17 protein-coding genes are annotated in these 23941 nt (G+C 68.9%); 4 read left to right on the forward strand and 13 right to left on the reverse strand.

The window, feature by feature from the left end:
- Positions 1-8: 8 nt before the first annotated feature.
- The 5 genes from ACZK4S_RS13820 to ACZK4S_RS13840 form a co-directional block, all read right to left on the reverse strand.
- A complete protein-coding gene (locus ACZK4S_RS13820; protein ID WP_386086559.1) occupies positions 9-977 on the reverse strand; it encodes an IS30 family transposase in 969 nt (322 codons plus the stop codon).
- Positions 978-1306: 329 nt separating this feature from the next.
- Positions 1307-3343, reverse strand: a complete 2037-nt coding sequence (locus ACZK4S_RS13825) for an MDR family MFS transporter (RefSeq protein WP_463644677.1) — start codon at positions 3341-3343, stop codon at positions 1307-1309.
- A 59-nt stretch (positions 3344-3402) separates the two neighbouring features.
- The gene (locus ACZK4S_RS13830) at positions 3403-4026 is read right to left on the reverse strand and encodes a hypothetical protein (RefSeq protein ID WP_182763025.1); all 624 of its coding nucleotides are present in this window, start codon (positions 4024-4026) and stop codon (positions 3403-3405) included.
- Between the two features lie 111 nt (positions 4027-4137).
- On the reverse strand, positions 4138-6072 hold the full coding sequence (locus ACZK4S_RS13835; protein ID WP_463644678.1) for a heavy metal translocating P-type ATPase: 1935 nt from the start codon (positions 6070-6072) through the stop codon (positions 4138-4140).
- Positions 6073-6086: 14 nt separating this feature from the next.
- The gene (locus tag ACZK4S_RS13840; RefSeq protein ID WP_459396644.1) at positions 6087-6320 is read right to left on the reverse strand and encodes a heavy-metal-associated domain-containing protein; all 234 of its coding nucleotides are present in this window, start codon (positions 6318-6320) and stop codon (positions 6087-6089) included.
- A 119-nt stretch (positions 6321-6439) separates the two neighbouring features.
- Here ACZK4S_RS13840 and ACZK4S_RS13845 point away from each other — a divergent pair, with 119 nt between their 5' ends.
- Entirely contained in the window at positions 6440-7126 is a 687-nt protein-coding gene (locus ACZK4S_RS13845; protein WP_182763028.1) for a Crp/Fnr family transcriptional regulator, read from the forward strand.
- Positions 7127-7146: 20 nt separating this feature from the next.
- Here ACZK4S_RS13845 and ACZK4S_RS13850 read toward each other — a convergent pair whose 3' ends face one another.
- Positions 7147-8958, reverse strand: coding sequence for an ABC transporter ATP-binding protein (locus tag ACZK4S_RS13850; RefSeq protein ID WP_463644679.1), 1812 nt, complete (start codon positions 8956-8958; stop codon positions 7147-7149).
- A 107-nt stretch (positions 8959-9065) separates the two neighbouring features.
- Between ACZK4S_RS13850 and ACZK4S_RS13855 the strand changes: the two genes are divergently transcribed.
- Genes ACZK4S_RS13855 through murJ form a run of 3 tightly spaced genes read left to right on the forward strand, consistent with a single transcriptional unit; the run spans position 9066 to position 15569 of the window.
- Positions 9066-10010 carry a 1-phosphofructokinase family hexose kinase gene (locus ACZK4S_RS13855; RefSeq protein ID WP_463644680.1) on the forward strand — a complete coding sequence of 315 codons (945 nt, stop codon included), beginning with the start codon at positions 9066-9068 and terminating at the stop codon, positions 10008-10010.
- 7 nt (positions 10011-10017) lie between these two features.
- On the forward strand, positions 10018-11928 hold the full coding sequence (locus tag ACZK4S_RS13860; RefSeq protein ID WP_463644721.1) for a DUF6049 family protein: 1911 nt from the start codon (positions 10018-10020) through the stop codon (positions 11926-11928).
- Entirely contained in the window at positions 11925-15569 is a 3645-nt protein-coding gene (gene murJ, locus ACZK4S_RS13865; protein ID WP_463644681.1) for a murein biosynthesis integral membrane protein MurJ, read from the forward strand. Before ACZK4S_RS13860 ends, murJ begins: the two co-directional genes overlap by 4 nt.
- Positions 15570-15578: 9 nt before the next feature.
- On the opposite strand, the gene ACZK4S_RS13870 is transcribed toward murJ, so the two are convergent.
- From ACZK4S_RS13870 to ACZK4S_RS13900, 7 genes are all read right to left on the reverse strand, one after another.
- Positions 15579-17717 carry an ATP-dependent DNA ligase gene (locus tag ACZK4S_RS13870; protein WP_463644682.1) on the reverse strand — a complete coding sequence of 713 codons (2139 nt, stop codon included), beginning with the start codon at positions 17715-17717 and terminating at the stop codon, positions 15579-15581.
- Positions 17718-17971: 254 nt separating this feature from the next.
- Positions 17972-19492 carry a glycerol kinase GlpK gene (glpK, locus tag ACZK4S_RS13875; protein WP_076062186.1) on the reverse strand — a complete coding sequence of 507 codons (1521 nt, stop codon included), beginning with the start codon at positions 19490-19492 and terminating at the stop codon, positions 17972-17974.
- Between the two features lie 42 nt (positions 19493-19534).
- Entirely contained in the window at positions 19535-20296 is a 762-nt protein-coding gene (locus ACZK4S_RS13880) for an MIP/aquaporin family protein (RefSeq protein WP_076062184.1), read from the reverse strand.
- Positions 20297-20481: 185 nt separating this feature from the next.
- Entirely contained in the window at positions 20482-21180 is a 699-nt protein-coding gene (locus ACZK4S_RS13885) for a hypothetical protein (RefSeq protein ID WP_076062181.1), read from the reverse strand.
- A gap of 1 nt (position 21181) precedes the next feature.
- Positions 21182-21643 (reverse strand): hypothetical protein, encoded by a 462-nt coding sequence (locus ACZK4S_RS13890; RefSeq protein WP_158069070.1) that lies wholly within the window; start codon positions 21641-21643, stop codon positions 21182-21184.
- Between the two features lie 66 nt (positions 21644-21709).
- Entirely contained in the window at positions 21710-22654 is a 945-nt protein-coding gene (locus ACZK4S_RS13895; protein ID WP_463644683.1) for a hypothetical protein, read from the reverse strand.
- On the reverse strand, positions 22654-23886 hold the full coding sequence (locus ACZK4S_RS13900; protein WP_463644684.1) for a WXG100 family type VII secretion target: 1233 nt from the start codon (positions 23884-23886) through the stop codon (positions 22654-22656). The genes ACZK4S_RS13895 and ACZK4S_RS13900 overlap by 1 nt, the downstream gene beginning before the upstream one ends.
- Between the last annotated feature and the right edge of the window lie 55 nt (positions 23887-23941).

Below are 23941 nucleotides of genomic sequence, written 5' to 3' on the forward strand. Positions count from 1 at the left end.
GGGCGGATTCAATCGGTGGGTGCAACACCAACTAGTTTGGCCAGTTTCTCAGCAGGGGTCTCGTAATCCAAGCCCTTCCGGGGGCGGGTGTTGAGTTCGTACTCGGCCGCGGCGACTTCTGCGTCGGTGACACGGGTGAAGTCGGTGCCCTTGGGGAAGTACTGACGCTTGAGTCCGTTGCTGTTTTCGTTGGTGGGACGCTGCCACGGGGAGTGGGGATCACAGAAGTACACCTTGCAGGAGGTCTCGTCGGTGAATCGGTGATGGGCGGCCATCTCTACGCCCTGGTCCCAGGTCAACGAGCGCCACAGCGAAGCGGGTAACTCTCGGGCCATGATCGTGAGGATGTCGGTGACGGTGAAGGTGTCATGGACACAGACCCGCCGCATCATCGTGTACTTCGTGTGACGCTCATCGAGGGTGACCAGCGCGGAGCGTAGATCCGACCCGATGATCAGGTCACCTTCCCAGTGGCCTGGCACCCGCTTGTCGTCAGCCTCCTCGGGACGTTTCGCCAGGACCGCGTCCTCCCCGATCCAGCCCCGGGGTTTAGCAGGCAGCTTCGATCTCGGTCGACGTTTGCTGCGGCCCTGACGTAACGCCTTGTCAACCGTCAATTCGTGACGCAGTGACCCGGCGGTCTGGATGTAGAGCGCCTGGTAGATCGTCTCGTGACTCACCCACATGTCCTCCCGGTCAGGGAATTCGAGTTTCAACCGGCCCGAGATCTGCTCGGGAGAATCACGCCGCTTCAACCGCTCGACCACCTCAGCACGCACCGCGCTACCAGGGGCCAGTTTCCCAGGCTTCGGCCGTTTCCGGGCCTGGTCGGCACGTGTCTGCGCGGGACGCCACCGGTACTTACCCTCAACGGATCCGCGTTGACGCTCCCGCCACACCGTCGAACGGGCCACCCCCAACTCGGCAGCGATCCACGTGTCACCACGTCCCTCGCTCAGCCGGATCGCGATCACCATCCGACCCGCCTGAGTCAGCCTGCCATTGCAATCGACCCAGTCCCCCTCGGGCACCCGACGCGGCTCCCGCGCCGCCCGCGGCCGCAGCTCGGGCACACCCCCGAGCCGCCCATGCTGCAACTTCACACCCTCGAGTTTGGCCCACCTCCACACCATCCCAGGCGAGATACCCAACCCCCGTGCGACTTCTCGCGCACTGAGCCCCTCAGCCAACCCGGCAAGGGCAACCCCACGCTTCTCCGCGACCGACACAACACATCCCCTTCAGATCTGTTGCACTCACCCCCTGAACTCGCGCGGCGTGTCGCGCCGTGACCCCATCCAATTGCTCACGGTCGGTCCCAGCGGCGGGTGGCGATGTCCGCCACCAGCGCGCTGTCGAGCATCATCACGGCCCGACGCAACCCGGCGCCGTCGATGCCCTCGGCGGTGTCGATCCGCGGGCGCGTCACATCCCCCGTCGGCCGGTGGGCCACCAACTCGGCCACGGCGTCGAGGCGCGCCGTCATCTGCTCGCTCAGCATCCGCTCCCTGCGGCCACGCTTCGACATCTCGACGGCGAACGCCTCGTGCTCGTCGATCAGGTCCGGGTCCTCGGTCAGCAGCATCGTGCCGGTGGAGCGCAGCATCTGCAGGCCCCTGCCCAGGTCGCCGCCGCCGAACTCGGCCACGGCGTCGCGGAGGATGGGGTTGTCGTCGCGCACCTGTTCCGCGAGCAGCACGAGGTGGGCGCCGAGGATGCGCTCCTTGCTGCGGGCGTGGGAGTCCTCAGGCGTGAGCCGGACGCGCTCCTGATCGGGCGCCGACATGGCGGTGGCGTCGAGCAGTTCGCGTCCGCGCTCCTCCGGTTGGGCCAGCGTGTCGCGCAACGGGACGGCCTTGATGAACAGCGTCCCCCCCAGCGACAGCAGCGTGAGCACCGGCAGGATGAGGAACACCGCCTGCATCGCGTCGCCCAGCGAAGAGCGCAGCAGGTCGGCCAACGGTTCCGGCAGGTAGAGCAGGTCCCCGGGATGCAGCACCGCGTTGGGGTTGAGGCCGCCGGTGGGCACCCGCGCAGCCAGCTCGGGGGTCAGGCGCTCCTCGATGCCGCTCATGAGGTGCGTGGTCATGATGGTGCCGGCGATGGCAGTGCCCAGCGTGTTGCCGATGTTGCGGAAGAACTGGAGGGCCGAGGTGGCCACCCCCAGGTCGCGCCGCTGCACCGCGTTCTGCACCGCGAGCACGTAGATCTGGAACGCCATGCCGTAGCCGAAGCCCAGCACCGCGGTGGAGGCCACCAGTTCCAGACGGCTGGAATCCTCGCCCAGCCGCAACATCAACAGCGCGCCGATCACCTGCACCACGGCGCCGGCGACGGCGAACTCCTTGTAGCGACCGGTGCGGCTGGTGAGCTGACCCACGACGATGCCCATGGCGAACAGCACCACGTTCATCGGGATCAGGATCAGGCCCGATTCCGTGGCGGAGACCTCCAGCACGCCCTGGGCGTAGACCGGGACGTAGATCAGCACCGCCATCATGGCCATGTTCATGAAGAACGCGCCCACCGTGGAGAACGTGAAGATCTTGTTGCGGAACAGGTGCATCGGCACGATGGGCTCTTCGGCCCGGTGCTCCACCCAGACGAACGCGACGCTGAAGACGACACCCACCAACAGCAGCACGATGACCTGCGGCTCCCCCCAGCCGTTCTGCCCGCCCAGGCTGATGCCCAGCAGCGCCGCCGACACACCGATGGTCATGGTGGAGATGCCCGCGTGGTCGATCTTCCCGCGCACCGATTCCTCGGGGATGTGCAGGTGCCGCAGGATGATCAGCAGCGCGAGCAGGCCCACGGGCATCGAGATGTAGAACAGCCACCGCCAGCTCGACACGTCGGTGATCCAGCCGCCCAGCAGCGGGCCGGCCACCTGCGACGCGCCCATGACCGCACCCATGTAGCCCTGGTACTTGCCGCGTTGCCGCGGCGGGATCAGCACGCCGAGGATGGTCTGCGACAGCGGCATGAGGATGCCCATGCCGATGCCCTGGACGGTGCGGGCGACGATGAGGAACCAGAAGCTGAACGCCATGCCGGAGAGCACGGAGCCGAGCATGAACAGCAGCAGGCCGATGATGTAGAAGCGACGGCGGCCGAAGATGTCGGACAGCTTGCCCGAGATGGGGGTGACCACGGCGCTGACCAGCATCACGATCGTGGAGAGCCACGAATACCAGGCGAGGCCGCCGAGGTCCGCGACGATGCGCGGGATGGCGGGGCCGACGATCGTCTGCGAGATCGAGGCGCTGAACATGCCGACCACGAGACCGAAATATGCCCACCGGATGGTCGCGAATTCAAAGGGGGTTGGCTGTTTGGTCACAACCGCCCAATGTACGCCCGGCCCACTCCAGTCCGAAATCGTTGCGTGGCGCAACGGTGTCACACGGCGCGCACCCAGCGGTCGCCCTCGGGAGCGAAGCCCACCCGGCTGAGGTACTCCGTCAGGTGCTTCTCCGGTCGCTCCACCACCACCCGTTCCAGGCCGAGTTCCTCGAAGATGCCGGAGCGACGGTGCACGAACTCGCCGGGGGTGAAGTCGCGGAAGCGGGGGCTGACCCAGTCCAGTTCGACGATGCCCTCACCGTTGCCGGCGTCACGCACCACGGTGACCCCGACGGTCTCGTCGCCGCGCACCACCAACCAGGCGTGGCGGTCCCCCCGGTTGAGGAGTTCGGGCCGGAAGCCCGTGTGGGTGGCCGCGATGTCGTCGGCGTGCACGCTGAGCACCCGCGCCAGGTACGCGTCGTCCGGGCTGACCGGGACCACCTCGTAGACGGCGGCGTCGTGCCGCTCGCGGTAGAGGCGGCTGAGCCAGTAGATGTTGATCAGCACGATGACGGCGTTCATCGCCATGAACGGCCACACCTCGATGATCCCGTTGTAGACGGCGGCGATGACGGACCCGGTGAGGTTCATCCAGCGGAACCGGAGCACACTGCCCAGCGTCAGCGACCACACCACCAGGATGGAGCCCAGCCACCCGACGATCTCCAACCACGGCATGCGGATCCCCTTCAGCTCTGTTGCCGATCGATGCTAGTGACGCGCGGGACGCTCGGGGGAAAGCGGGTCGAACCTGTGGGGCAGGACGCCGCACAGGTTCGACAGGAAGCCTCAGCGAACCAGCTCAGGCTTCCGCTCCGTGGCGAGCTGCCGGTCGCCCACCCGAGGGCGCAGCCGGGGCTGCGAGGCGCTGCTCCTGCGGCGCAGGAGGCGCATCGCGTTGACGATGACCACCAGCACGGAGGCCTCGTGGACGAGCATGCCGATCGCCATGGTGACGCCACCGAACAGGACGCCGGCCAGCAGGGTGCCCACCGTGATCAGGGCGATCACGATGTTGGCCCGCATGACCCCGGCCGTGCGCTTCGCCAGCGAGATCGCGTCCGGGATGCGGCTGAGGCGGCTGGTCATCAGCGCGATGTCGGCGGTCTCCACGGCCACCGGCGAGCCGGCTGCACCCATCGCGATGCCGACGTCCGCGAGCGCGAGCGCGGGGGCGTCGTTGACGCCGTCGCCCACCATGGCCACGGTGTGGCCCTCGGCCTGGAGCTGGCGGATGACCTCCAGCTTGTCCTCGGGCAGCAGCGACGCGCGGGCGTCGTCGATCCCCACCTGGGCGGCGACGGAATCGGCGACCCGCTGGTTGTCGCCGGTGAGCATCAGGACGCGCTTGACGCCGGCGGCGTGCAGGGAGGCGACGAGTTCGGCAGCTTCGTCGCGGACGGTGTCGGCGACACCGAGTGCCCCGATGATGTCACCGTCGAGAGCCACCAGCAGCGGCGTGCGGCCGGCCGCGGACAACTCCTCGACTGCGGCCTCCGCCCACTGGCGCCCTGCGGGTGCCTGCGAGGAGCGGAGGGCCTTCTCGATGAGGGCGACGTTACCGACGGCGACCTCGCGGCCCTGCACCATCGCGACCACGCCGTGGCCGGGCACGGAGCGGACGTGCTCCGGGACGGCAGGGACGGTGATCCCGCGCTCGCGGGCCTCGTCGAGGACGGGCACGGCGAGGGGATGCTCGGAGCCTGCCTCGGCCTGAGCGGCCCACCGGAGGACCTCGTCGTCGCCGAGAGTCCGGCTCATGATGTCGGTGAGCCGCGGCTCGCCGCGGGTGATGGTGCCGGTCTTGTCCAGCGCCACCACGTCGATCTTGGCCGCGGTCTCGAGGAACTCGCCACCCTTGATGAGGATGCCGTCTCGGGCGGCGCGGCCGATGCCGGCCACGAGGGCGACGGGCACGGAGATCACCAGCGCGCCGGGGCAGCCGATGACGAGCAGGGTGAGCGCCAGTTCGAGGTCCATCGTGAGGAGCCCCACGACGACGGCCAGCGCGATGATGCCGGGGGTGTACCACTTGGAGAACCGCTCCATGAACTGCTGGGTGCGGGCCTTGGCGTCCTGGGCCTCCTCCACGCGGTGGACGATGCGGGCCAGGGTGGTGTCGGCGCCCACGCCCGTGGCGCTGAGGGTGAGGAAGCCGTCGGCGACGATGGTGCCGGCGTACACCTCTGAGCCGGCCGACTTCTCGACCGGGATGGACTCGCCGGTGATGGCGGCCTCGTCGACGGCGGCCTGGCCGCTGACCACGTCGGCGTCGACGGGTACCCGCCCACCGTTCTTGACGATGACCGTTTCACCGACACCGACGGTGTGGGCGGGCACCTCGACCTGTTCGCCGTCACGGATCACCGTGGCGGTGGTGGGTGCCAGCGCGACGAGTTCGGCCAGCGCGGAGCGGGTCTTGGCGAGGGTGGCGTTCTCGAGGGCGTGACCCAACGCGAAGAGGAACGTGACGGCTGCGGCCTCCCAGTAGTTGGCGATGGCGATCGCGCCGATGGCCGCGACGGCCACCAGCAGGTCGATGCCGATGACCCTGACCCGCAGGGCGAGCCAGGCCTTCTTGACGACGGGGGCGCCGGCCACCACCGCCGCGGCGAGCATGAAGTACTCGCCGACGGACGGAGCGACCTGGCCGAGGACCAGTGCCACGACGATCAGGGCGCCGGAAACGGCGGGGATCGCCCAGCGATGAAGACGGGCATGCATGGCTACCTAACCCCTCAGAAAGCCGACGGACGGGCGGTGTAGCCAACCTTGGCGACGGCGGCGACCAGGTCGTCGACGCTGGTGGCCTCGACGTCATGGTCGACCTCGATCCGCGAGGAGGCGAAGTGGACCTTCACGAGGGCGACGCCGGGGAGCTGGCCGACGGCCTTCTCGATCTTGGCGACGCAGGAGGGGCAGCTGAAGCCCTCGGCGCGGAGGATGGTGCGGGTGGTGGTCTGCGTGGTCATGTCGGTTCCTTCTATTCATTCCGGCGTTGTTGCCGATGAGTCGAAGCTACGCTGGAACCGCCACCGAGTCCTTGACCTACGTCAAGAAGGAACGGACCGAGCAGGTGCATACTTGAGCCATGTCAACCGGCGATACCTGCGTTTCCCTCGTGCCGATCTTCAAGGGCCTCGACCACACCCAGCAGCTGGAGGTGGCGGGGTTCGCCCGACCGCTCCACTTCGACGCCGGCGACCAGGTGGTGGCCGCCGGGGACCGCAGCCGCCGGCTCTTCGTGGTGCATTCCGGCCGGGTCCGGGTGGTGCACCTGTCGGAGGGCGGCCGCGAACACGTCGTGCGGGTGCTCAGCGTGGGGGACGTGCTCGGGGAGGACGCCTTCGTCCTGGGCCGTCGCCCCACCCACTACGCCTACGCCGACACCGAGGCGTCGATGTGCACGTTCGACCACGACGACCTCGCCGCCCTGGTGGCCCGCTATCCCGGCATCGCCGTGCGGATGTTGCAGGTCCAGTCGGAGCGGCTGGCCAACGCCGAGCGCATGCTGGCCGCCATGAGCGGCACCGACGTCGGCGCGCGCCTGGCCAGCTACCTGCTGGATCTGCCCTCCACCTCCACTCCGGAGGGGGCAGAGGTGGAACTGCCGATGGCCAAGAAGGACGTGGCCTCGCACCTGGGTACCACTCCGGAGACGCTCAGCCGTCAGTTGCGCAAGCTCGTCGACGACGGCGTGCTCGGCCTCCACGGCCGCCGGGGCATCGTGATCCGCGACATCGACGCGCTGCTGGACAGGTCCGGCGCCACGGGCTGAGTCAGAAGTCGCCGGTGCGTTTACTGCGTGATCTCGTACGCGAGCAGGCGTGCCTTGTCCGCCTTGTTCTCCGAGCCCTGCAGCGCCAGGAGCTCTGCGTAGATGCCGCCGGAGCGCGCCAGCTCGGCGGGAGAGCCCACCTCGTCGATGCGACCCTCGCGGAGCGTCACGATGCGGTCCACCGACGCGATGGTGGAGAGGCGGTGCGCGATGATCAGCGTGGTCCTGCCCACCATGAGTTGCTCGAGCCCGGCCTGGACGGCCCGCTCGGCCTTGGTGTCGAGCGAGCTGGTGGCCTCGTCGAGGATCAGGATGGGGGCGTCCTTCAGCAGCGCCCGCGCCACGGACAGCCGCTGCTTCTGGCCGCCGGACAGCTTGATGCCCCGCTCGCCGATCTCGGTGTCGAAACCGTTGGGCAGGCGGGAGATGAAATCCAGCGCGTTGGCCCGCTGCGCCGCGACGGTGAGTTCCTGGTCGGTGGCTCCGGGGCGGCCGTACTCCATGTTCTCGCGGATGGTGCCGCTGAACAGGTTCGCGTCCTGGAAGACCACGCCGATCGCCTTGCGCAGCGCCACCGTCGGCACGTCGCGGACGGACTGGCCATGCACCCGGATCTCGCCCCGGGTGGCCGGGTACAGCTTCATGATGAGGTTGACCAGCGTGGTCTTGCCGCCGCCGGATTCGCCGACGAAGGCCACGCGTTCCCCGCGGTTGACGGCCAGGTCGATGCCGCGCAGCACCAGGTTGTCGCTGCCGCCGTCACCGTCGTCGTAGCCGAAGTCGACGTCGTCGAACGCGATGACCGGGTCCTCGTCGGTCCACTTCACCTCCGCGGTGGGTTCCGCCTCCAGCGCGTTGTTGGGCTCATCGATCTCCGCCATCACGTTGAAGTACTCCTCGCTCCCGACCACGGCGCGCTGGGTGAGGTCCACCCAGTAGCTCATGGAGGTGACGGGCTGGCGGGCCATGGCGGTGAGCTGGATGAGCAGCACCATCGCGCCCACGGTGTAGTCGCCGCGCGCCGCCTGCACGAAGATGATGGCGTAGACGCCGAAGAACACCAGGTCGAGCGCCGCCCGGCGCCAGAAGTCCATCCGGTGCCAGAACGCCGACTGGGACCTCGTGAGGGTGAGCGTGTTGTCGTAGTGCTCGTTGAACCCCTTGAGCTCGCGCTTCTCCGCGACGAAGGACTTGACCACGCGCATCTGGCCGATGACCTCGGCGAAGCGGCCGCCGGCGATGTCGTAGTGGTCGTTCTTCTGCTTCTCCCACACCATCCACCGGCGCGAGGTGATGGCGGTCAGCCACACGAACGTCGGGTAGATGATGATCAGCAGCAGCGACAGCCACGGCGAGTAGAACGCCGTGATGACCAGCACCGCGAGCAAGGTGACGACGGTGGGGAAGAAGCTGTTGGCGAAGGTCTGCAGGAAGTCGGTGATCGAGGTGATGGACCGGTTCAGCCGGCTGACGATCTTGCCGGTCAGTTCGTTGTCGTAGTAGCGCTGCGGCAGGCGCAGGAGCTTGTGGAAGTAGCGACCCGACAGGATGGCGCGCAGCTTCACCGACATCTGGTCGCCGAAGTAGCCGGCGATGTTGGTCAGCAGCGAGTTGGCCAGGGCGATCACCAGCAGCACGACGGCGTACCAGACGAGGTCCGTCCAGGTGCCGCCGTCGCCCGAGGCGATGCTGACGACGGTGTCGGTGGCCCGGCCGATCACGAACGGCGTGAGCAGCGCGGTGGCCGACACCAGGATGGCCCCCAGGACGATGCTGACGTAGAGGGGCCACAATTCCCTGGCCGTTGCCATGATCCGAATGATGCTGCGCACAGCTGCACTCTACGACGACCGACAATTGCCCTGCCCCCAGCGCCGGCCTGACAGGCGACGCGGGCAATCCTGCGGCGCCGACATGGTGGCGTGAGTAGGTTGTGGGCATGCGGACTCTGCGCACGGTCACCCTCAACACGGGCTACGACGACTACTTCACCGTCGGCGACACCGTCTGGGGCGGCGTCTCCCAGATGCACGCCTTCCGTAGCGTCTGTTCAGGGAAGGGCATCAGCTGCGCCCGGGCCGCCGTCGCGTTGGGCGTACCCACGGTCGCCTACGCCCTCGTCGGGGCCGATGACGAGAAGGACTACTCGGGCCGGCTCACGGCGGAGGGGATCGCGCACCGGCTCGTCACCGTGCCGGGCGCGACCAGGCACAACCTCACCCTCATCGACGCCGCGGGCGAGAAGGTGGCGGCGCACTTCGTCGCGCAGGGCTTCACCCTCTCCGGACCGGCCGACGTGCGCCCCCTCGTCGACGCCCTGCTGGCGGAAGTGCAGCCGGGCGACATCGTCACCCTCAACGGATCCACCCCCACCGGCCTGCCCGTCACCACGTGGGCAGACGTGGCCCGCGCGGTGCTGGAACGCGGCGCGGAGGTGGTGGTCGATGCGCAGAAGGACGCCCTCGTGGCCGCTCTCGACGTGCCGGGAGTGCTGGCGTTCAAGCCCAACGACGACGAAATCCTGGCCATCCCGGAGGTCGCGGCCGCACCGCAGGAGGACCGGGTCGCCGTCGCGCTGGAGGTCCTCCGCCGCGCGGGGGTTCGGTTACCGATGGTGTCGCTGGGGGCGCGCGGGGTGGCCTATGTCCCGGACCCGCACGCTGCCGCGGAGTACGGCTCGCTGCCCGTCGAGCGACCCATCCAATCTGTGATGGCAGGCGACTCCTTCGTGGCCGGCCTCGCCTGGGGCCGGCTCGCCTCGGATGAGCCGACGCAGTGGCTGCGGCACGCCCTGGCGGCCGCCGCCGCGCACGTCGAGGGCCGCGCCGGATCCGCCCTCCGGGAGCGCGCGCAACTCAATCTTCCCGCGGCCCGTCTACCATGAGACGGTGATGGTCGGTCGGTTGCTGCGTGCCCTGCTGGCAGCGATGCTGTTGGCGATGGGCCTCGTCGGCACCCCGTCGACGGCGAACGCAGCCTCCGAATACCTCGATGTGGAGATCACCTCCATCTCCACCCCCACGCTCAATCTGGACAACCCCGAGCAGGTCGTCGAGATCCAGGGGCGGCTGACGAACGTCTCCACCACCCCCATCCGCTACGTCAACGTGCACTTCTGGCGCGCCCCGGTGCCCATCCTCACCACCGACGAGCTGACCTCCATCACCGCGAACCTGCCCGTCGGCAACCGGTTGTTCGAAGAGGCCGCCGGAAACCTCGACATCCTGACCCGCGACGAGCCGTTCGGCCCCGGCGAGCGCGCCAACTTCACCGTCCGCGCCACCGTCGCCGAGCTCATCACCGAGGCCCCCTCCCAGATCCCCCTCAGCCGCGACGACGCGGTCTACCTGCTGGGCGTCCAGGTGCGCGGCATCCCCGACGACGGGGACAACATGGTGGTCGGCCGCGCCCAGGTCGTCACCCCCGCCACGCAGCAGCCGGTGGGCTCCAGCGCCCTCGTGGTGTTGGCGGGCACCCCGTCGTGGCTGCCGGACGGCACGTTCCTCGACGACTCCCTCACGGAGCAGCTCAGTGGCCGCCTCGAGACCCTCCTCAGCTCCGCCGAACGACCCGGCGTCATCAGCGCCGTGGACCCGGCGCTCTACCAGGCCGTGCAGTGGCTCAGCGCCGAGCACACCGTCGCCGGTGAGGCACGACCCGCCAACGGGGTGGCCCTGCGCTGGATCGAGCGGGTCGACGCCCTGGCCGACGACGGTCGCCTGTGGCGCCTCCCGTTCGCCAACCCGGATCTGGTCCGCGTCGACGCGACCGGCCAGCTGCCGCGTGTGCTGGCCTGGGCGCGCGAAGCCACGCCCGAGTACCTCCTCGAGCTGCCGTCGGTGGCCGTCCTCGACGAGGGCGCCAACACGGATCTGGTCAGCAAACTGGGCGAATTCAGCACCGTGGTGATCCGCAACGCCACCGGCGCCAGCGTCGGCCCGCCCCGCGTGCTCACCGCAGCCCCGCAGGGCGCGGTCACCGCCCTGCCGGCCGGCGTGCAGTTGGCCCGCAAAATCGCCGACGAGCTGCTCGCGCCCCGCCCGCCGTTGTACGTGATCGACACCCCGGAGGCCGCCGCCATCGACAACGAGCTCGCGCCCTACCGCGAGCACGTCCCCGCCACCACCACCCCCGCGGAGCCGCTGCGCTGGGCCGACGCCCAGACGCCGGCGGCCTACCAGGAACTGGTGGCGGCGCTGGACGAGCAGACCGGCAACGCCTCGCTGATGGCGGACCTCACCCCCAGCGCGGAGGCATACGACCTGGCCGCCGTGGGGGCGACTGTCTACTCGAAGGGGTTCCCGACGGAGGCGGCCGCCGTCGACTACCTCAACGCCGCGTCGCCGGCGGAGGTGGACCTCTCCCGCGTCACGCTGCGGGCCGCCGCCAACTACGTGATGGGGGCGCGGGTCAACGAGTTCCCCGCCACGCTCAGCAACGAACTGGACATCCCCATCGTCGTCGGGGTCGAGTTCAGTTCCGACGCCCCGCAGCGCATCAGCGTGCCGGGCGTCAAGGCAGTCGAGGTGCCTGCACGGGGCACCGCCACCATCACGATCACGCCGGAGGCCGCCGCCAACGGAGTCGCCCTGGTGCGGCCCCGGTTGGTGACCGCAGAGGGCCAGCTCCTCTCCGAGGGCCCGCCCATCGAAATCACAGCCACCGATCTTGGGCGCGTCGGCTGGATCATCATCGTCGTATCGGGTGCAGTGGTGCTGGGAGGCACCGCGTGGCGCATCGCCGCCGTCCGCCGCGAACGGGCGCGGGCGGATCAAGGCCTTCCGCCGAAGGGGAGCGAGTGAGTCAGGTCAGCAGTACGAAGAGGTTGGTCTCCGCGAGTGCGGTGATGGCGTCGGGGACTCTGATCTCGCGCGTCCTGGGCGTCGTCCGCGTCGCCCTGCTCGCGTTCATCCTCGGTACCGCCACCCGTCAGGCCGACATCTACGGCCTCGCGGACATGGTGCCCAACTCGCTCTACATCCTCTTCGCCGGCGGCGCCCTCAACACGGTGCTCGTGCCGCAGATCGTGCGCGCCATCAAGAAGGACGAGGACGGCGGGGAGGCCTACACCAACCGCATCATGACGGCGTTCATGCTGATCATCACCGCCGTCGCGGTGCTGGTCACCATCGGGGCGCCGATCGTCGCCGGGATCTACACCTCCGGCTCCTGGCGTGACCCCGGTCTGGCGGCGCAGTACGGCTCCCTCATCGCGCTGATGTTCCTGACGCTGCCGCAGATCTTCTTCTACGGCGCGTTCTTCCTGCTGGGCCAGATCCTCAACGCCCGCGACAAGTTCGGCCCCATGATGTGGGCCCCCATCGCCAACAACGTGGTGGCGATCATCGTGCTCAGCACCTACCTGGTGGTCTGGGGCAACCAGCAGGACCACAGCCAGGCGTTCACCACACCGCAGATCCTCCTGCTGGGCATCGGGTCGACGGCGGGGATCGCCGTGCAGACCCTCGTGCTGCTGCCGTACGTCAGGAAGGTGGGCTTCAAGCTGAGGCCACGCTTCGACCTCAAGGGCACCGGCCTCGGCCACACCTTCTCGCTCACGAAGTGGACCATCGGCTTCGTGGCCGTGAACCAGCTCGCGCTGGTCGTCGTGCAACGCCTCGCCACCTCGGCCACGGCCACCGGCGAGGGCGCCGGCGTCGTCGCCTACGCCAACGCGCATCTCCTGTGGATCCTCCCCCACTCGCTGATCACGGTGTCGCTGGCCACCGCCATGCTGCCCAGCGCCTCCCGCCTGGCGGCCTCAGGCGACACGGAAGGCGTCAGCCAGGAGTTCATGAAGACGGTGCGGCTCGCGCTGATCGTGATCGTCCCGGCCGCCGTCGTGTTCCTCGCGCTGGCCCAGCCCACCACCGGGATCCTGTTCGGGCAGGGCGCCGGCCGCTCCAGCTCAGACCTGGTGGCCTGGGCCCTGATGGCCTTCGCTCTCGGGCTCATCCCGTTCACCGTCCAGTTCGTGACGCTGCGGACCTTCTACGCGCTGGAGGACACCCGCACCCCGTTCCTCGTGCAGGTCCTCATCGCGGGGCTGAACATGGTGGGCGCCATCGGCCTGGTCTCAGCCGCGCAGGCCTGGATGGACGAGCCGTCCTCGTGGGTGGCCACCGCGCTCGCGCTGGCCTACTCGGTCGCCTATCTGGCCGGAGTGCTGGTGTCCTGGCGGCTGTTGAAGCGGCGGGTGCCGGGCATCGACGGCGGGGCCATCGGGATGCACATCCTCCGGCTGCTGCTGGCCTCGGCCGTCGGCGGCGTGCCGGCCTACTTCCTTGCAGGTTGGCTGACCCGCCTGATCGATTCCCAGTTCCTGGGCAACGTCGTGGCGCTGGCGCTGGGCGGGCTGCTGATCCTCGGCAGCTTCGTCGGCATCGGCAAGCTGCTGAAGGTGCGCGAGCTGACCAGCCTCTCCACCCTGCTGAGCAGCCGCTTCGGCCGCCGCGGCCCAGCCACGCCGGGGGCCCAGCCCGCCACGGACGCGCCGCACGGCGACCGTGATGACAGCGCCGACCGCGACGACGAGGCGCTCGTCATGACCGCCATCACCGGCCCGCTCGACTTCGACTCGGGGCCGCCCACCGTCATCCGTAACCGTCCCCCGATCGTGCAGCGCACGTTCGATGCCCACCCCGCCTGGCCCGTCGACAACGAGGTCGCCGCCGGAGCTGAAGTTGAGGACATCGCCATGGACCGTCATCCCGAACCCGACATCGACGACGACCCCACCGGTCCGCTGGACCTGGAGGGCCTCTTCCGCGAGGAGCAGCGGGGGCAGATCGCCAGCGTCGGCACGCTGCTCAACACGCGCTACGAGCTCGTCGAGCAACTCGCCGAGCGGCATGGCGCCGAGACGTGGCGGGCGCACGACCAGGTGCTGTCGCGCGATGTCGTCGTGCACGTGCTCGCCCCCGGCGACCCCCGCAGCCCCGAGTTGCTCCGGGCCGCGCGCAAGGGCGCCGCCGCCACCGATTCGCGCTTCCTGCGGGTGCTGGACGCCGACGAGACGGTGGACCGCGACCAAGGCATCGGCGCATACGTGGTGGCCGAGTACGCCTTCGGCCGCTCGCTCACCGACCTGCTCTCGAAGGGCCCGCTGAGCGCCATCGAGGCCGCCTACATCGTGCGCGAACTGGCAGATGCGCTGGTCGGCGTGCACGCGCAGGGCCTGTTCCATGAGCAGATCACCCCGGACAACGTCATCATCACCACCTCCGGCGCCGTGCGGCTGGTGGGCTTCGGGATCGAGGCCACGCTGGCCCGCGGCGACGCGGAGGACACGGCCTGGTTCACCCGGGAACGGGCCGACGTCGTCGCGCTCGGCAGCCTGCTGTACGCCACCCTCGTGCGCCACTGGCTTGGCGGCGCCGCCTGGGACCTGCCGGCGGCCCCCATCATCGCCGGCGAGACCGCACCCGCCCACACGGTGCAGGTGGGCATTTCGCCCGCCCTCGACCGGATCTGCTCGGCCACGCTCACGGAGCGCGGCGACCTGAGCGTCCCGCGCATCCTCAGCGCCTCGCAGCTCGTCGCCGCCCTCGACGAGGTGCTCGGCACCGCGGACGCCTCCCTGGACCTGGAGCAGCGGGTGCGCTCGTGGCACGGCCTCGACGACGTCCCACCCCGCCCCGCCCTGTTCCGCGAGACGGAGGTCATCCGCCGCTCCGACGACGCCGTGGCCGCGCCCCCCACCGTGACGCTCCCGGCCGCCTCGGACGACGACTCGCTCTTCGGCTTCGGCCGGGAGTCGCGCCAGGACGAGGCGCCCGTCAGGGAGGGCGCACGCCCCAGCCGCAACGGTCGCCTCTGGTGGATCCTGCTGGCGCTGGCCGTCATCGGGCTCGCCATCGCACTGGTCTTCAGCCTCTTCGGCGGCAACGATCCGCAGCCGGCCAACCCCACCACCCCCGGCGGGACCAGCGCCATTGCCGTCTCGCCCGGCGAGACGACACCCGGCAACGGCGAGAGCACCGTCGCGTCGGGGCCCATCACCGTGGCAGAGGTGACCGACTTCGACCCGGAGACCGACGGCGGCAACAACGAGGAAGTGCCGGACCGGGCCGCCAATGTCGTCGACGGCGACCCGGCCACCACCTGGCAGACCATGCGCTACCTCCGCAACCCCAAACTCGGCGGGCTGAAGCCCGGCGTGGGCCTGCTGCTGGACCTGGGCGAGCCGCGCACGGTGAGCAGCGTCACCCTCACGCTGGTGGGCGCCACCTCGGTGGAGATCCGGGTGCCGAAGGGCGAGACCCCATCGATGCGCACCGAGGCCGACTGGGAGGTCGTCGGGGCAGACCCGGCCGCCACCGGCACGGCCACCGTCACCCTCACGGAGCCTGTCGAGAGCCAGTGGGTGCTGGTGTACTTCACTGAGTTGCCGGCCGTCGAGGGCGGGTTCCGCGCCGAGATGGCCGAGGTCACGCTGCAGTGACCGGGCAGGTCAGCCGGCCCCGAGCACCTTGTCCAGGTCGTAGCTGAGCGGCTCCTCGAGCTGGTCGTAGGTGCACGACTCCGGCTCCCGGTCGTCGCGCCACCGCACGAACTGCGCCGTGTGCCGGAACCGGTCCCCCTCCATGTGGTCGTACCTCACCTCCACCACCCGCTCCGGGCGCAACGGCACGAACGACAGGTCCTTCTTCGCGTTCCAGCGTGAATGCTGCGCCGAGGTCGGCGTGCGCTGCGCCGCGGCGATCTCCGCCCATGGGTGCGCATCGGATTCGTCGACGAGGGTCTGGAGTTCCGCGAACAGCTCGCGCCGCCGTTCCATCGGGAACGACCCGATCACGCCCACCGAGTTGAGCGTCCCGTCGTCGGTGTACAGGCCCAGCAGCAACGAACCGATCGCCTCGGTCTCGCCCTTGTAGAGGCGGTAGCCGGCCACGACACAGTCGGCCGTGCGCTCGTGCTTGAGCTTGTACAAGACGCGCTTGTCCTCCTGGTACACCTCGCCCAGCGGCTTGGCGATCACCCCGTCGAGCCCGGCGCCCTCGAACTGCTCGAACCACTCCATCGCGGTCGGCTCGTCGCTGGTGGCCCGGGTCAGGTAGATCGGCGGCTTCGCCTTCTTCAGCGCCTTCTCCAGCGCCTTGCGGCGCTCCTTGAACGGCTTCTCGGTGTAGTTGTCCATGCCGAGGGCCAGCACGTCGAACGCGACGAAGCTGGCGGGCATGAGCTTCGACAGCTTCTCGATGCGCGAGGCGGCAGGATGGATGCGCTGCTGCAGGGCGTCGAAATTGAGGCGGTCCCCGGTCTCGGGGTCGATCATGATGATCTCACCGTCGATCACGGAGTGGTCCGGGAAGTTGTCGATGATGGCCTCGACCAGCTCCGGGAAGTACCGGGTCATCGGGCGCTCGTTGCGGCTGCCGATCTCCACGTTGTCGCCGGAGCGCCAGATGATCGAGCGGAAGCCGTCCCACTTGGGCTCGAACAGGTACTCACCCTTCGGCAGCTTCTTGACCGGCTTGGCCAGCATCGGCCCGAACGGCGGCACGACGGCGGTGCCCCACTCGGCGTCGCGCTCGGCCTTGGGCGCGAGGTAGTCGTCGTCGGCCTTATCCTCCCGGCGCTTCGACGGCGGCACCCGAGGCGGCTCGCCGGGCATCTTGGGGTAGTCGGGCGGGAAGTTGAGCTCGCCGAGCCCGCGTTCGAGATCCTTCTCCCACAACTCGAGGGCGCCGTCGACGACGCCGGCCTCGTCGTCGATGTCCGCCCAGGCGCAGCCTCGCTCCTGCACGACGGCGGGCGCGGTGTGGACGGTGAACTGGCGCGGCTCCACGTCGTCGAGGTCTTCCCAGCGCACCGGCATCGACACCGGGGCACCGGGGAGCGGGCGCGGAGAGTAGGCGGCGGCGATGGTGCGGTCGCGGTTGGCCTGGTTGAAGTCGACGAAGACGCGCTGGCCGCGCTCCTCCTTCCACCAGCTGGTGGTGACCAGGTCCGGCATGCGGCGCTCGAGCTCGCGGGCGATGCCAATGACCCCGTGGCGCACGTGCTGGAACTCGTGGGTGGGCTTGATGCGGGCGAAGACGTGCACGCCGCGGTTGCCGGAGGTCTTGGCGTAGGCCTTGAGGCCCACCTCGGCCATCACCTCGCGCAGCGCGTGGGCGGCTTTGACGGCGTCCTTGAAGTCGGTCCCCGGCTGGGGGTCGAGGTCGATGCGCAGCTCGTCGGGGTTGTCGACGTCGTCCTCACGCACCGGCCAGGGGTGGAACGTGATGGTGCCCATCTGCGCGGCCCAGGCGAGGTCCGCCGGCTCGTCGAAGAGGAGCTGCTCGTGTCGTCGGGCGGACGGGTAGGTGCACATCACTGTCCGGAGGAAATCCGGCGCGCCGCGGGGTGGCCGCTTGGAGAAGAACTCCTCGCCCTCGATCCCCTCAGGGAACCGCTGCAGCGTCATCGGCCGGTTCCCGTTCAGGTGCAGGAAGGCGTCGGAGATCCTGAGGAGGTAGTCGGCGAGGCCGCGCTTGGTCACGGCGCCTGCCCCATCGTCGGGCCACAGCACCTTGTCCGGCGAAGAGAGTTTCAGCTCCCGCTCGCCGTAGGGTCCATCGATCTTGAGGATCACCGGCTCAGCCATGCGCCAAGGCTACTTCCCGAGGGGGCAGAGTGAAGTTGTGCAGCGGACTTGGTGCACAACTTCACTCCGCCGTCGAGCCGGTATGCGGTGCCACGTGGGCCGGGGGCGGCGTTGTTGAGTTGTGCAGCGGACTTGGTGCACAACTTCACTCCGCCGCCGGGGCCGGGAGCCGGGGAAATGCAACGTCGCAGGGCCTCCTTCACGGAAGCCCTGCGACGCAGCGGGAACCAACTAGGAAATCAGAGCCGGAAGGATCACTCCTTCACGTCTTCGTCGACCCACTCGAACGTGCGGGTCACGGCCTTCTTCCACAGGCGGAACTTGCGATCGCGCTCGGCTTCGTCCATCGACGGGGTCCAGCGCTTGTCCTCGGCCCAGTTGTCGATGACGTCCTGCTCGCCCTCCCAGTAGCCGACGGCGATCCCGGCCGCGTAGGCAGCGCCCAGCGCCGTGGTCTCTGCGACGACGGGGCGCACCACGTCGACACCGAGCATGTCGGCCTGGAACTGCATGAGGGTTTCGTTGGCCGTCATGCCGCCGTCCACCTTGAGCTCTGCGAGCTTCACGCCCGAGTCTGCTTCCATGGCGTCGAGCACCTCGCGCGTCTGGTAGGCGGTGGCCTCCAGGACGGCGCGGGCGATGTGGCCCTTGTTCACGTAGCGGGTGAGGCCGACGAGCGCGCCGCGGGCGTCGGACTTCCAGTAGGGGGCGAACAGGCCGGAGAACGCCGGCACGAAGTACGCGCCGCCGTTGTCTTCGACCGAGGCGGCCAGCTTCTCGATCTCGGGAGCCGACGAGATGATGCCCAGGTTGTCACGCAGCCACTGAACCAGCGAGCCGGTCACGGCGATCGAGCCCTCGAGGGCGTAGATGGCGTCCTTGTCGCCGATCTTGTAGCAGACGGTGGTCAGCAGGCCGTTCTCCGACGGGACGACCTCGGTGCCCGTGTTGATCAGCATGAAGTTACCCGTGCCGTAGGTGTTCTTCGCCATGCCCACCTCGAAGCAGGCCTGGCCGAACGTGGCGGCCTGCTGGTCGCCCAGGATGCCGGCGATCGGGACGCCGGCCAGCATGCCCTTCTCGCGGCCCTCGCCGTAGACCTCTGCGGAGCTGCGGATCTCGGGCAGCATCGACAGGGGAATGGTCATGTCGGCCGCGATCTCCTCGTCCCAGCTGAGGGTCTTCAGGTCCATCAGCATGGTGCGGGAGGCGTTCGTGACGTCCGTGACGTGCACGCCGCCGTCGGTGCCACCGGTCATGTTCCACAGCACCCAGGAATCCATGGTGCCCATGATCAGGTCACCGGCCTCGGCCCGTTCGCGGGCGCCGTCGACGTTGTCGAGGATCCACTTCACCTTGGGTCCACAGAAGTAGGTGGCAAGCGGCAGGCCGACGCGGGCCTTGTACTTGTTCTGGCCTTCGGCGCCGCCCAGTTCGTCGACGATCTTCGCCGTGCGGGTGTCCTGCCACACGATGGCGTTGTAGGCAGGCTCGCCGGTGTTCTTGTCCCACACGACGGTGGTCTCGCGCTGGTTGGTGATGCCGACGGCCGCGATGTCCTTCTGGTTCAGCTCGGCCTGGCTCAGTGCATCCGCCACGACGGTGCGCACGTTGCGCCAGATCTCCTGCGGGTCGTGCTCGACCCAGCCGGCGCGGGGGAAGATCTGCTCGTGCTCCTTCTGGCCCACGGACACGATGGTGCCCTTGTGGTCGAAAACGATGGCACGGGAACTCGTCGTGCCCTGGTCGATGGCAAGTACGTACTTGTCAGTCATGTGTCTTCAGTCCTTCTCGTCAGTGAGGGTGGATGGATGCGATCAGGCGACCGGCGGGAGCAGGACCAGCGCGAGCAGACCCGCGAGGGCGCCACCGATCAGGGGGCCGACCACCGGTACCCAGGCGTAGCTCCAGTCGGAGTCGCGCTTGCCGGGGATGGGCAGGATGGCGTGCATGATGCGGGGGCCGAGGTCACGGGTGGGGTTGATGGCGTAACCGGTGGGGCCACCGAGGCTGATACCGATACCGACGACGAGCAGTGCCACGCCGAGGGCGCCGAGCCAGCCGAGGTTGGCCGGGCCTTCGCCGCCGGCCTCAGTGAACTTGCCGGCCGCGATGACGACGAACACGAGCACGAAGGTGCCGATGGCCTCAGTGATGAGGTTCCAGAGCGGGTTGCGGATCTCAGGTGCGGTCGAGAAGACGGCCAGCTTGAGGTTGGGGTCCGTGTCGGTGTCGAAGTGCTGCTTGTACGTCAGCCACACGAGGCCGGCGCCGGCCATGGCGCCGACGAGCTGGCCGGCGAAGTACACCAGCACCAGGCCGACGGAGACGGGTTCGCCACCCATCTCCTCGGCGCCGTTGACGAGCAGGCCGACGGTGACGGCGGGGTTGATGTGGCCACCGGATGCGTAGGAGGCGAGGACGCCCGCGAACACCGCAAGACCCCAGCCCCAGTTGATGAAGAGGAAGCCCTGGCCGTTGCCCTTCGTCTTGGCGAGCAATGCGTTGGCCACCACGCCACCACCGAGTAGCAGCAGCAGCATCGAGCCAACGGCCTCAGAGAGGAAGATGGTTCCCATGATTTCTCCATTCCTGACTGCAGTGTCAGATAGACGTCTTCCATAGACGCGTTTGCTCCAGCAAAGGGCATGTTGCACGTCATTGCAACAGCCATGCACACTTGTGCACAACGGTTAGACACCGGTGCACATAACTGCGTGATGAAATGCTGTCGATGCCGACGGGGAAGAGGCAGAGGACCCTGTCAGGGCCGACTGTCGCGAGGTTTGAGCATGGTGAGGAGGGCCGTCCTCAACACGTCTCTTTCCTGGGCCAGTTCATCCAGCCCAGAGGGTGGCCGTTCGACCTCATCGTGGCGTGCATAGGCCCGTTCGGCCGCCAGCATGATGTGGGTGCAGATGGACCCCACCTGAGCATCATCGAGCCACTTCGGATCGAACATGATGCGTTCCGCCCCACCGTCGCCGTTGAGGATGACGGTGACGCCCTTCGAGCGGCCCCTGGCCGGCGCCCCTGGTTCCGTCTCCCTGGTCGCAGCCAGGGCTGCGGCATGCCGCGCGTCGAGATCCCGGCCGACGCGGTCGAACAACACCAGTGACCGACGGCTGAGCGCGGGCAGGTCGCGCAGACGCTCGCGCACTTCACGGGGCAGTTCGGGCTCCTCGGGAGCCGCGCCGGGTTCTGGCGGTGCCGCCAGCTGGAGGGTCGACAGCATCAGCGCCTCGCGGAACCTGGCCTCCAACGCCGCGGCGTCCGGCACCTTGTGGAACCAGACGGGGCTCAGCCGCACCTTGGTGAGGCGGCCGTGCTCAGACCAGAGGCGCACAATGCCTTCGCGGTCTGAGAACCCGCCGTCGGATTCGTCGATCGCCTCTTCCTCGGGTTCATTGCCGCCGTAAGGTGGCGGCGCGAGCGGGTCCAGGTCGTCGTCGAATTCGGTCACGTCAGGGAACCTCCGCCACGAAGCTCTCGGTCCAGGCGGCGAGTTCTTCCAGCGTCAAGGTGTCAAACATGTCCCGGTTGAGGAAGAGGCGACCGCTCTCCGAGTTCCCGACGCACCATTGCGCGTCATTGGCCTCGTAACACCAGACACCGGGGCGCAGTTCTGTCTGCCCCTTCTCGAGGCCCTCGCTCCACTCGGCCGCCCGCTCACTCCATGCCCAGGGCGCGACAACGATCCGATCCGATTTTCCGGCGTCGTACACCGGCTGTCCGAGCAGCCAGTTCAGGGTGAAATCGCCGACGGTCGTGGGGTATTCGTCTTCGCCCAACTCCTCCAGCTGCACCGACCCAGTGGCCGCCGGGTCACTGGACGACCGGGTCGCCGAGGGAGCAGCTGTCGACGCCTCAACAGTCCCTGTGGGGCTGGGGGGTGCCGGGCCGTCCGGGGTGCAGCCGGTGCTCACGATCAACAGCGTGACACTGCAAGCGGCCAGGGACCGCAATCCCAATGAAACGGCTCCACGCATTCCTTACCTCTTCACCCCGTCGTTGGTTCCGCCGGGCTGCTGGGCGCCGGCCGGATCGTCCACCCGAGATTCTGCCTCATCCGGATCCGGCACCGAGTCCGTGGGGGCCGGCGGGACAGAGGCCTGCCCACCGCCTGTGGGCCACGTGCCAGGCTGAAGCAGCTGAGGAGCCGAGAGGCATTCCGTCACCTTGCCGGCAAGCGCATCGGCGCTGTCTCGGACAGGGCGTCCGAACTGGGCGTCCTGCAGGTTCGTCCGCAACGCCCTCAGAAGATCGAGCGCGTTGGCAACCCGTCGGTAGTGATAGCCCTTGGCGCCAGGCTGCAGACTCTGGACAGCCTGGGTGGTGGCCTTGATCTCCCGCTCCATCACGAGGAAGAGGGCCCGGTTGAACAGCGCGAGCTGGCTGATCGCATTGGCCATGCTGGTGGCCAACCCCCGCAGTTCCTCCGTCGCGCCGTCCTGCACGATGCTGCGCGCCGTGTAACTGCTGCTGGCGCCGCTGATCCAACCGGGGATCTGTCGCAGTGAAGTGATCCTGCTGCGCACCTGTGACACCTGTTCGGCCTTGGTCCGCCACCGTCTCGCATCAGCCTCAAGGTCGCCGGGGACATGCCCCACCTCCGTTCGGACGACCGTCATCTGCTCGCGAACGGCCTCAACCTCGCGCTGAAGATCCCGGATGATCTTCTCGCCCTTCGCCTCAAACTCGCGGCGGTCCTGCTGGTAGCCGAAGAGGCCGTGCTCCACGAACGACAGGAACTCGTCCCACCAGTTCACGGAGTCCTTCCGATCCGCCTCCACCGCGGCGTCGACGGCAGCCTTGAGCGCGTCGACGGCCGGCCCGAGCCGGTGGGCCCCCACGCCCTCCGCTTCGGTCAGGGAGAATCCGCTCGGCTGGCCGCCCAGCCTGATGAACAACCCGTCCACCAGATCGATCGGAATCATCAGTTCATCCCCTTCGCCTGCTGGGCATTGGCCTGCTCCGTGCCCCGGTAGTCGCTGGCGGAGGACCGCAGCATCGCCGAGATCGTGTTGTACTCGCCCCCCGCCCCGGAGGACCAGTCAGTGGTGGACGAGGTCAGGGAGTTCACACCGAGGTCCGGCACGAGACCGAATTCGGTGGGGACCGGGGTCGACGTCACAGACTCCATCTCGCCGGACAGCTCCTCCCATTCCTGGGCTGCAGCCTCCAGCTGGGCCGGATCCACCTGATAGTCACCGGTGCTCCCGCCGCCGCCCGAGCTGCCGCCGGACGGCGAGTACGACCCTGGCCCTGTCGGGTAACTGGGTGACGTGTATTGCCCAGAACCCTCGGCTCCGGGCTGCTGGTACGCGGGCGGGGATGAGGGCGCCGGATAGGAGGGTGGCTGATAGCTCGGCGGCTGGTACGGCGAGGGACCCTCTGAGCCGGGCGACGGTGGGACGTAGCCCGGATCGCCCGGGCCGGGGACGTAGCCGGGATCGCCCGAGCCGGGGACGTAGCCCGAATCCCCCGGGCCGGGGACGTAGCCCGGATCACCCGGACGCGGCACGTAGCCCGGATCACCCGGACGCGGCACGTACCCCGGATCACCCGGACCCGGCACGTACCCCGGATCACCCGGACGCAACGAATAGCCGGACTCCCCGGGGCGGGGAGAATAGCCCGGCTCCCCGGGCCCCGGCACATAGCCCGGATCACCCGGACGGGGCACATAGCCCGGGTCACCGGGCCGCAGGACGTGGCCAGGGCCTCCGGGGCCGGTCCCGTCCGGGCCGAGGCCCGCTGCCATGGGGCCACCCGGACCACCGGGCACGCCGCCCATTGCGGGGGCGCCCGCGCCGCCTCCGGCGAGGCCGCCGCCCATCGACGTGGCACCACCGGGCATGCCAGCTCCGGCCGCGCCGGGGGCGCCTCGCATCATCCCGCCACCCATGGCGCCCGCCATGTCTCCGGGGGCCACACCGCCGGGCGCACCGGGGCGGCCCGCGCCGCCCGGGCCGCCCATCATGGGCGGCATCATCGCCGGACCGCCGGCGCCCTTCCTGCCCTTGGAGCCGGTGGAGTTCGGATTGATGGGCGCTTCACCCAGGTCTGAGTCGTCGATCTCGTCGTCGGAATCTGCGCGCAACCCGGCGAAACCACCCTCGGCGGCCCGCTTCATCAGCTGCTCCCACGCCTCGTCAGCGTCACCCATGGCCATCTCCTCCGGGCATAGACCGTTGCCAAGTTAACCAGCCGTTCGGGTCACG

Source organism: Tessaracoccus zhenghani, from assembly GCF_055326325.1.

Coding starts and splice junctions, on each gene's coding strand:
- ACZK4S_RS13820 (WP_386086559.1), bottom strand. CDS start 977: ATGGTGATCGCGATCCGGCTGAGCGAGGGACGTGGTGACACGTGGATC.
- ACZK4S_RS13830 (WP_182763025.1), bottom strand. CDS start 4,026: ATGCCGTGGTTGGAGATCGTCGGGTGGCTGGGCTCCATCCTGGTGGTG.
- ACZK4S_RS13835 (WP_463644678.1), bottom strand. CDS start 6,072: ATGCATGCCCGTCTTCATCGCTGGGCGATCCCCGCCGTTTCCGGCGCC.
- ACZK4S_RS13840 (WP_459396644.1), bottom strand. CDS start 6,320: ATGACCACGCAGACCACCACCCGCACCATCCTCCGCGCCGAGGGCTTC.
- ACZK4S_RS13845 (WP_182763028.1), top strand. CDS start 6,440: ATGTCAACCGGCGATACCTGCGTTTCCCTCGTGCCGATCTTCAAGGGC.
- ACZK4S_RS13855 (WP_463644680.1), top strand. CDS start 9,066: ATGCGGACTCTGCGCACGGTCACCCTCAACACGGGCTACGACGACTAC.
- ACZK4S_RS13860 (WP_463644721.1), top strand. CDS start 10,018: ATGGTCGGTCGGTTGCTGCGTGCCCTGCTGGCAGCGATGCTGTTGGCG.
- ACZK4S_RS13870 (WP_463644682.1), bottom strand. CDS start 17,717: ATGGCTGAGCCGGTGATCCTCAAGATCGATGGACCCTACGGCGAGCGG.
- glpK (WP_076062186.1), bottom strand. CDS start 19,492: ATGACTGACAAGTACGTACTTGCCATCGACCAGGGCACGACGAGTTCC.
- ACZK4S_RS13880 (WP_076062184.1), bottom strand. CDS start 20,296: ATGGGAACCATCTTCCTCTCTGAGGCCGTTGGCTCGATGCTGCTGCTG.
- ACZK4S_RS13895 (WP_463644683.1), bottom strand. CDS start 22,654: ATGATTCCGATCGATCTGGTGGACGGGTTGTTCATCAGGCTGGGCGGC.
- ACZK4S_RS13900 (WP_463644684.1), bottom strand. CDS start 23,886: ATGGGTGACGCTGACGAGGCGTGGGAGCAGCTGATGAAGCGGGCCGCC.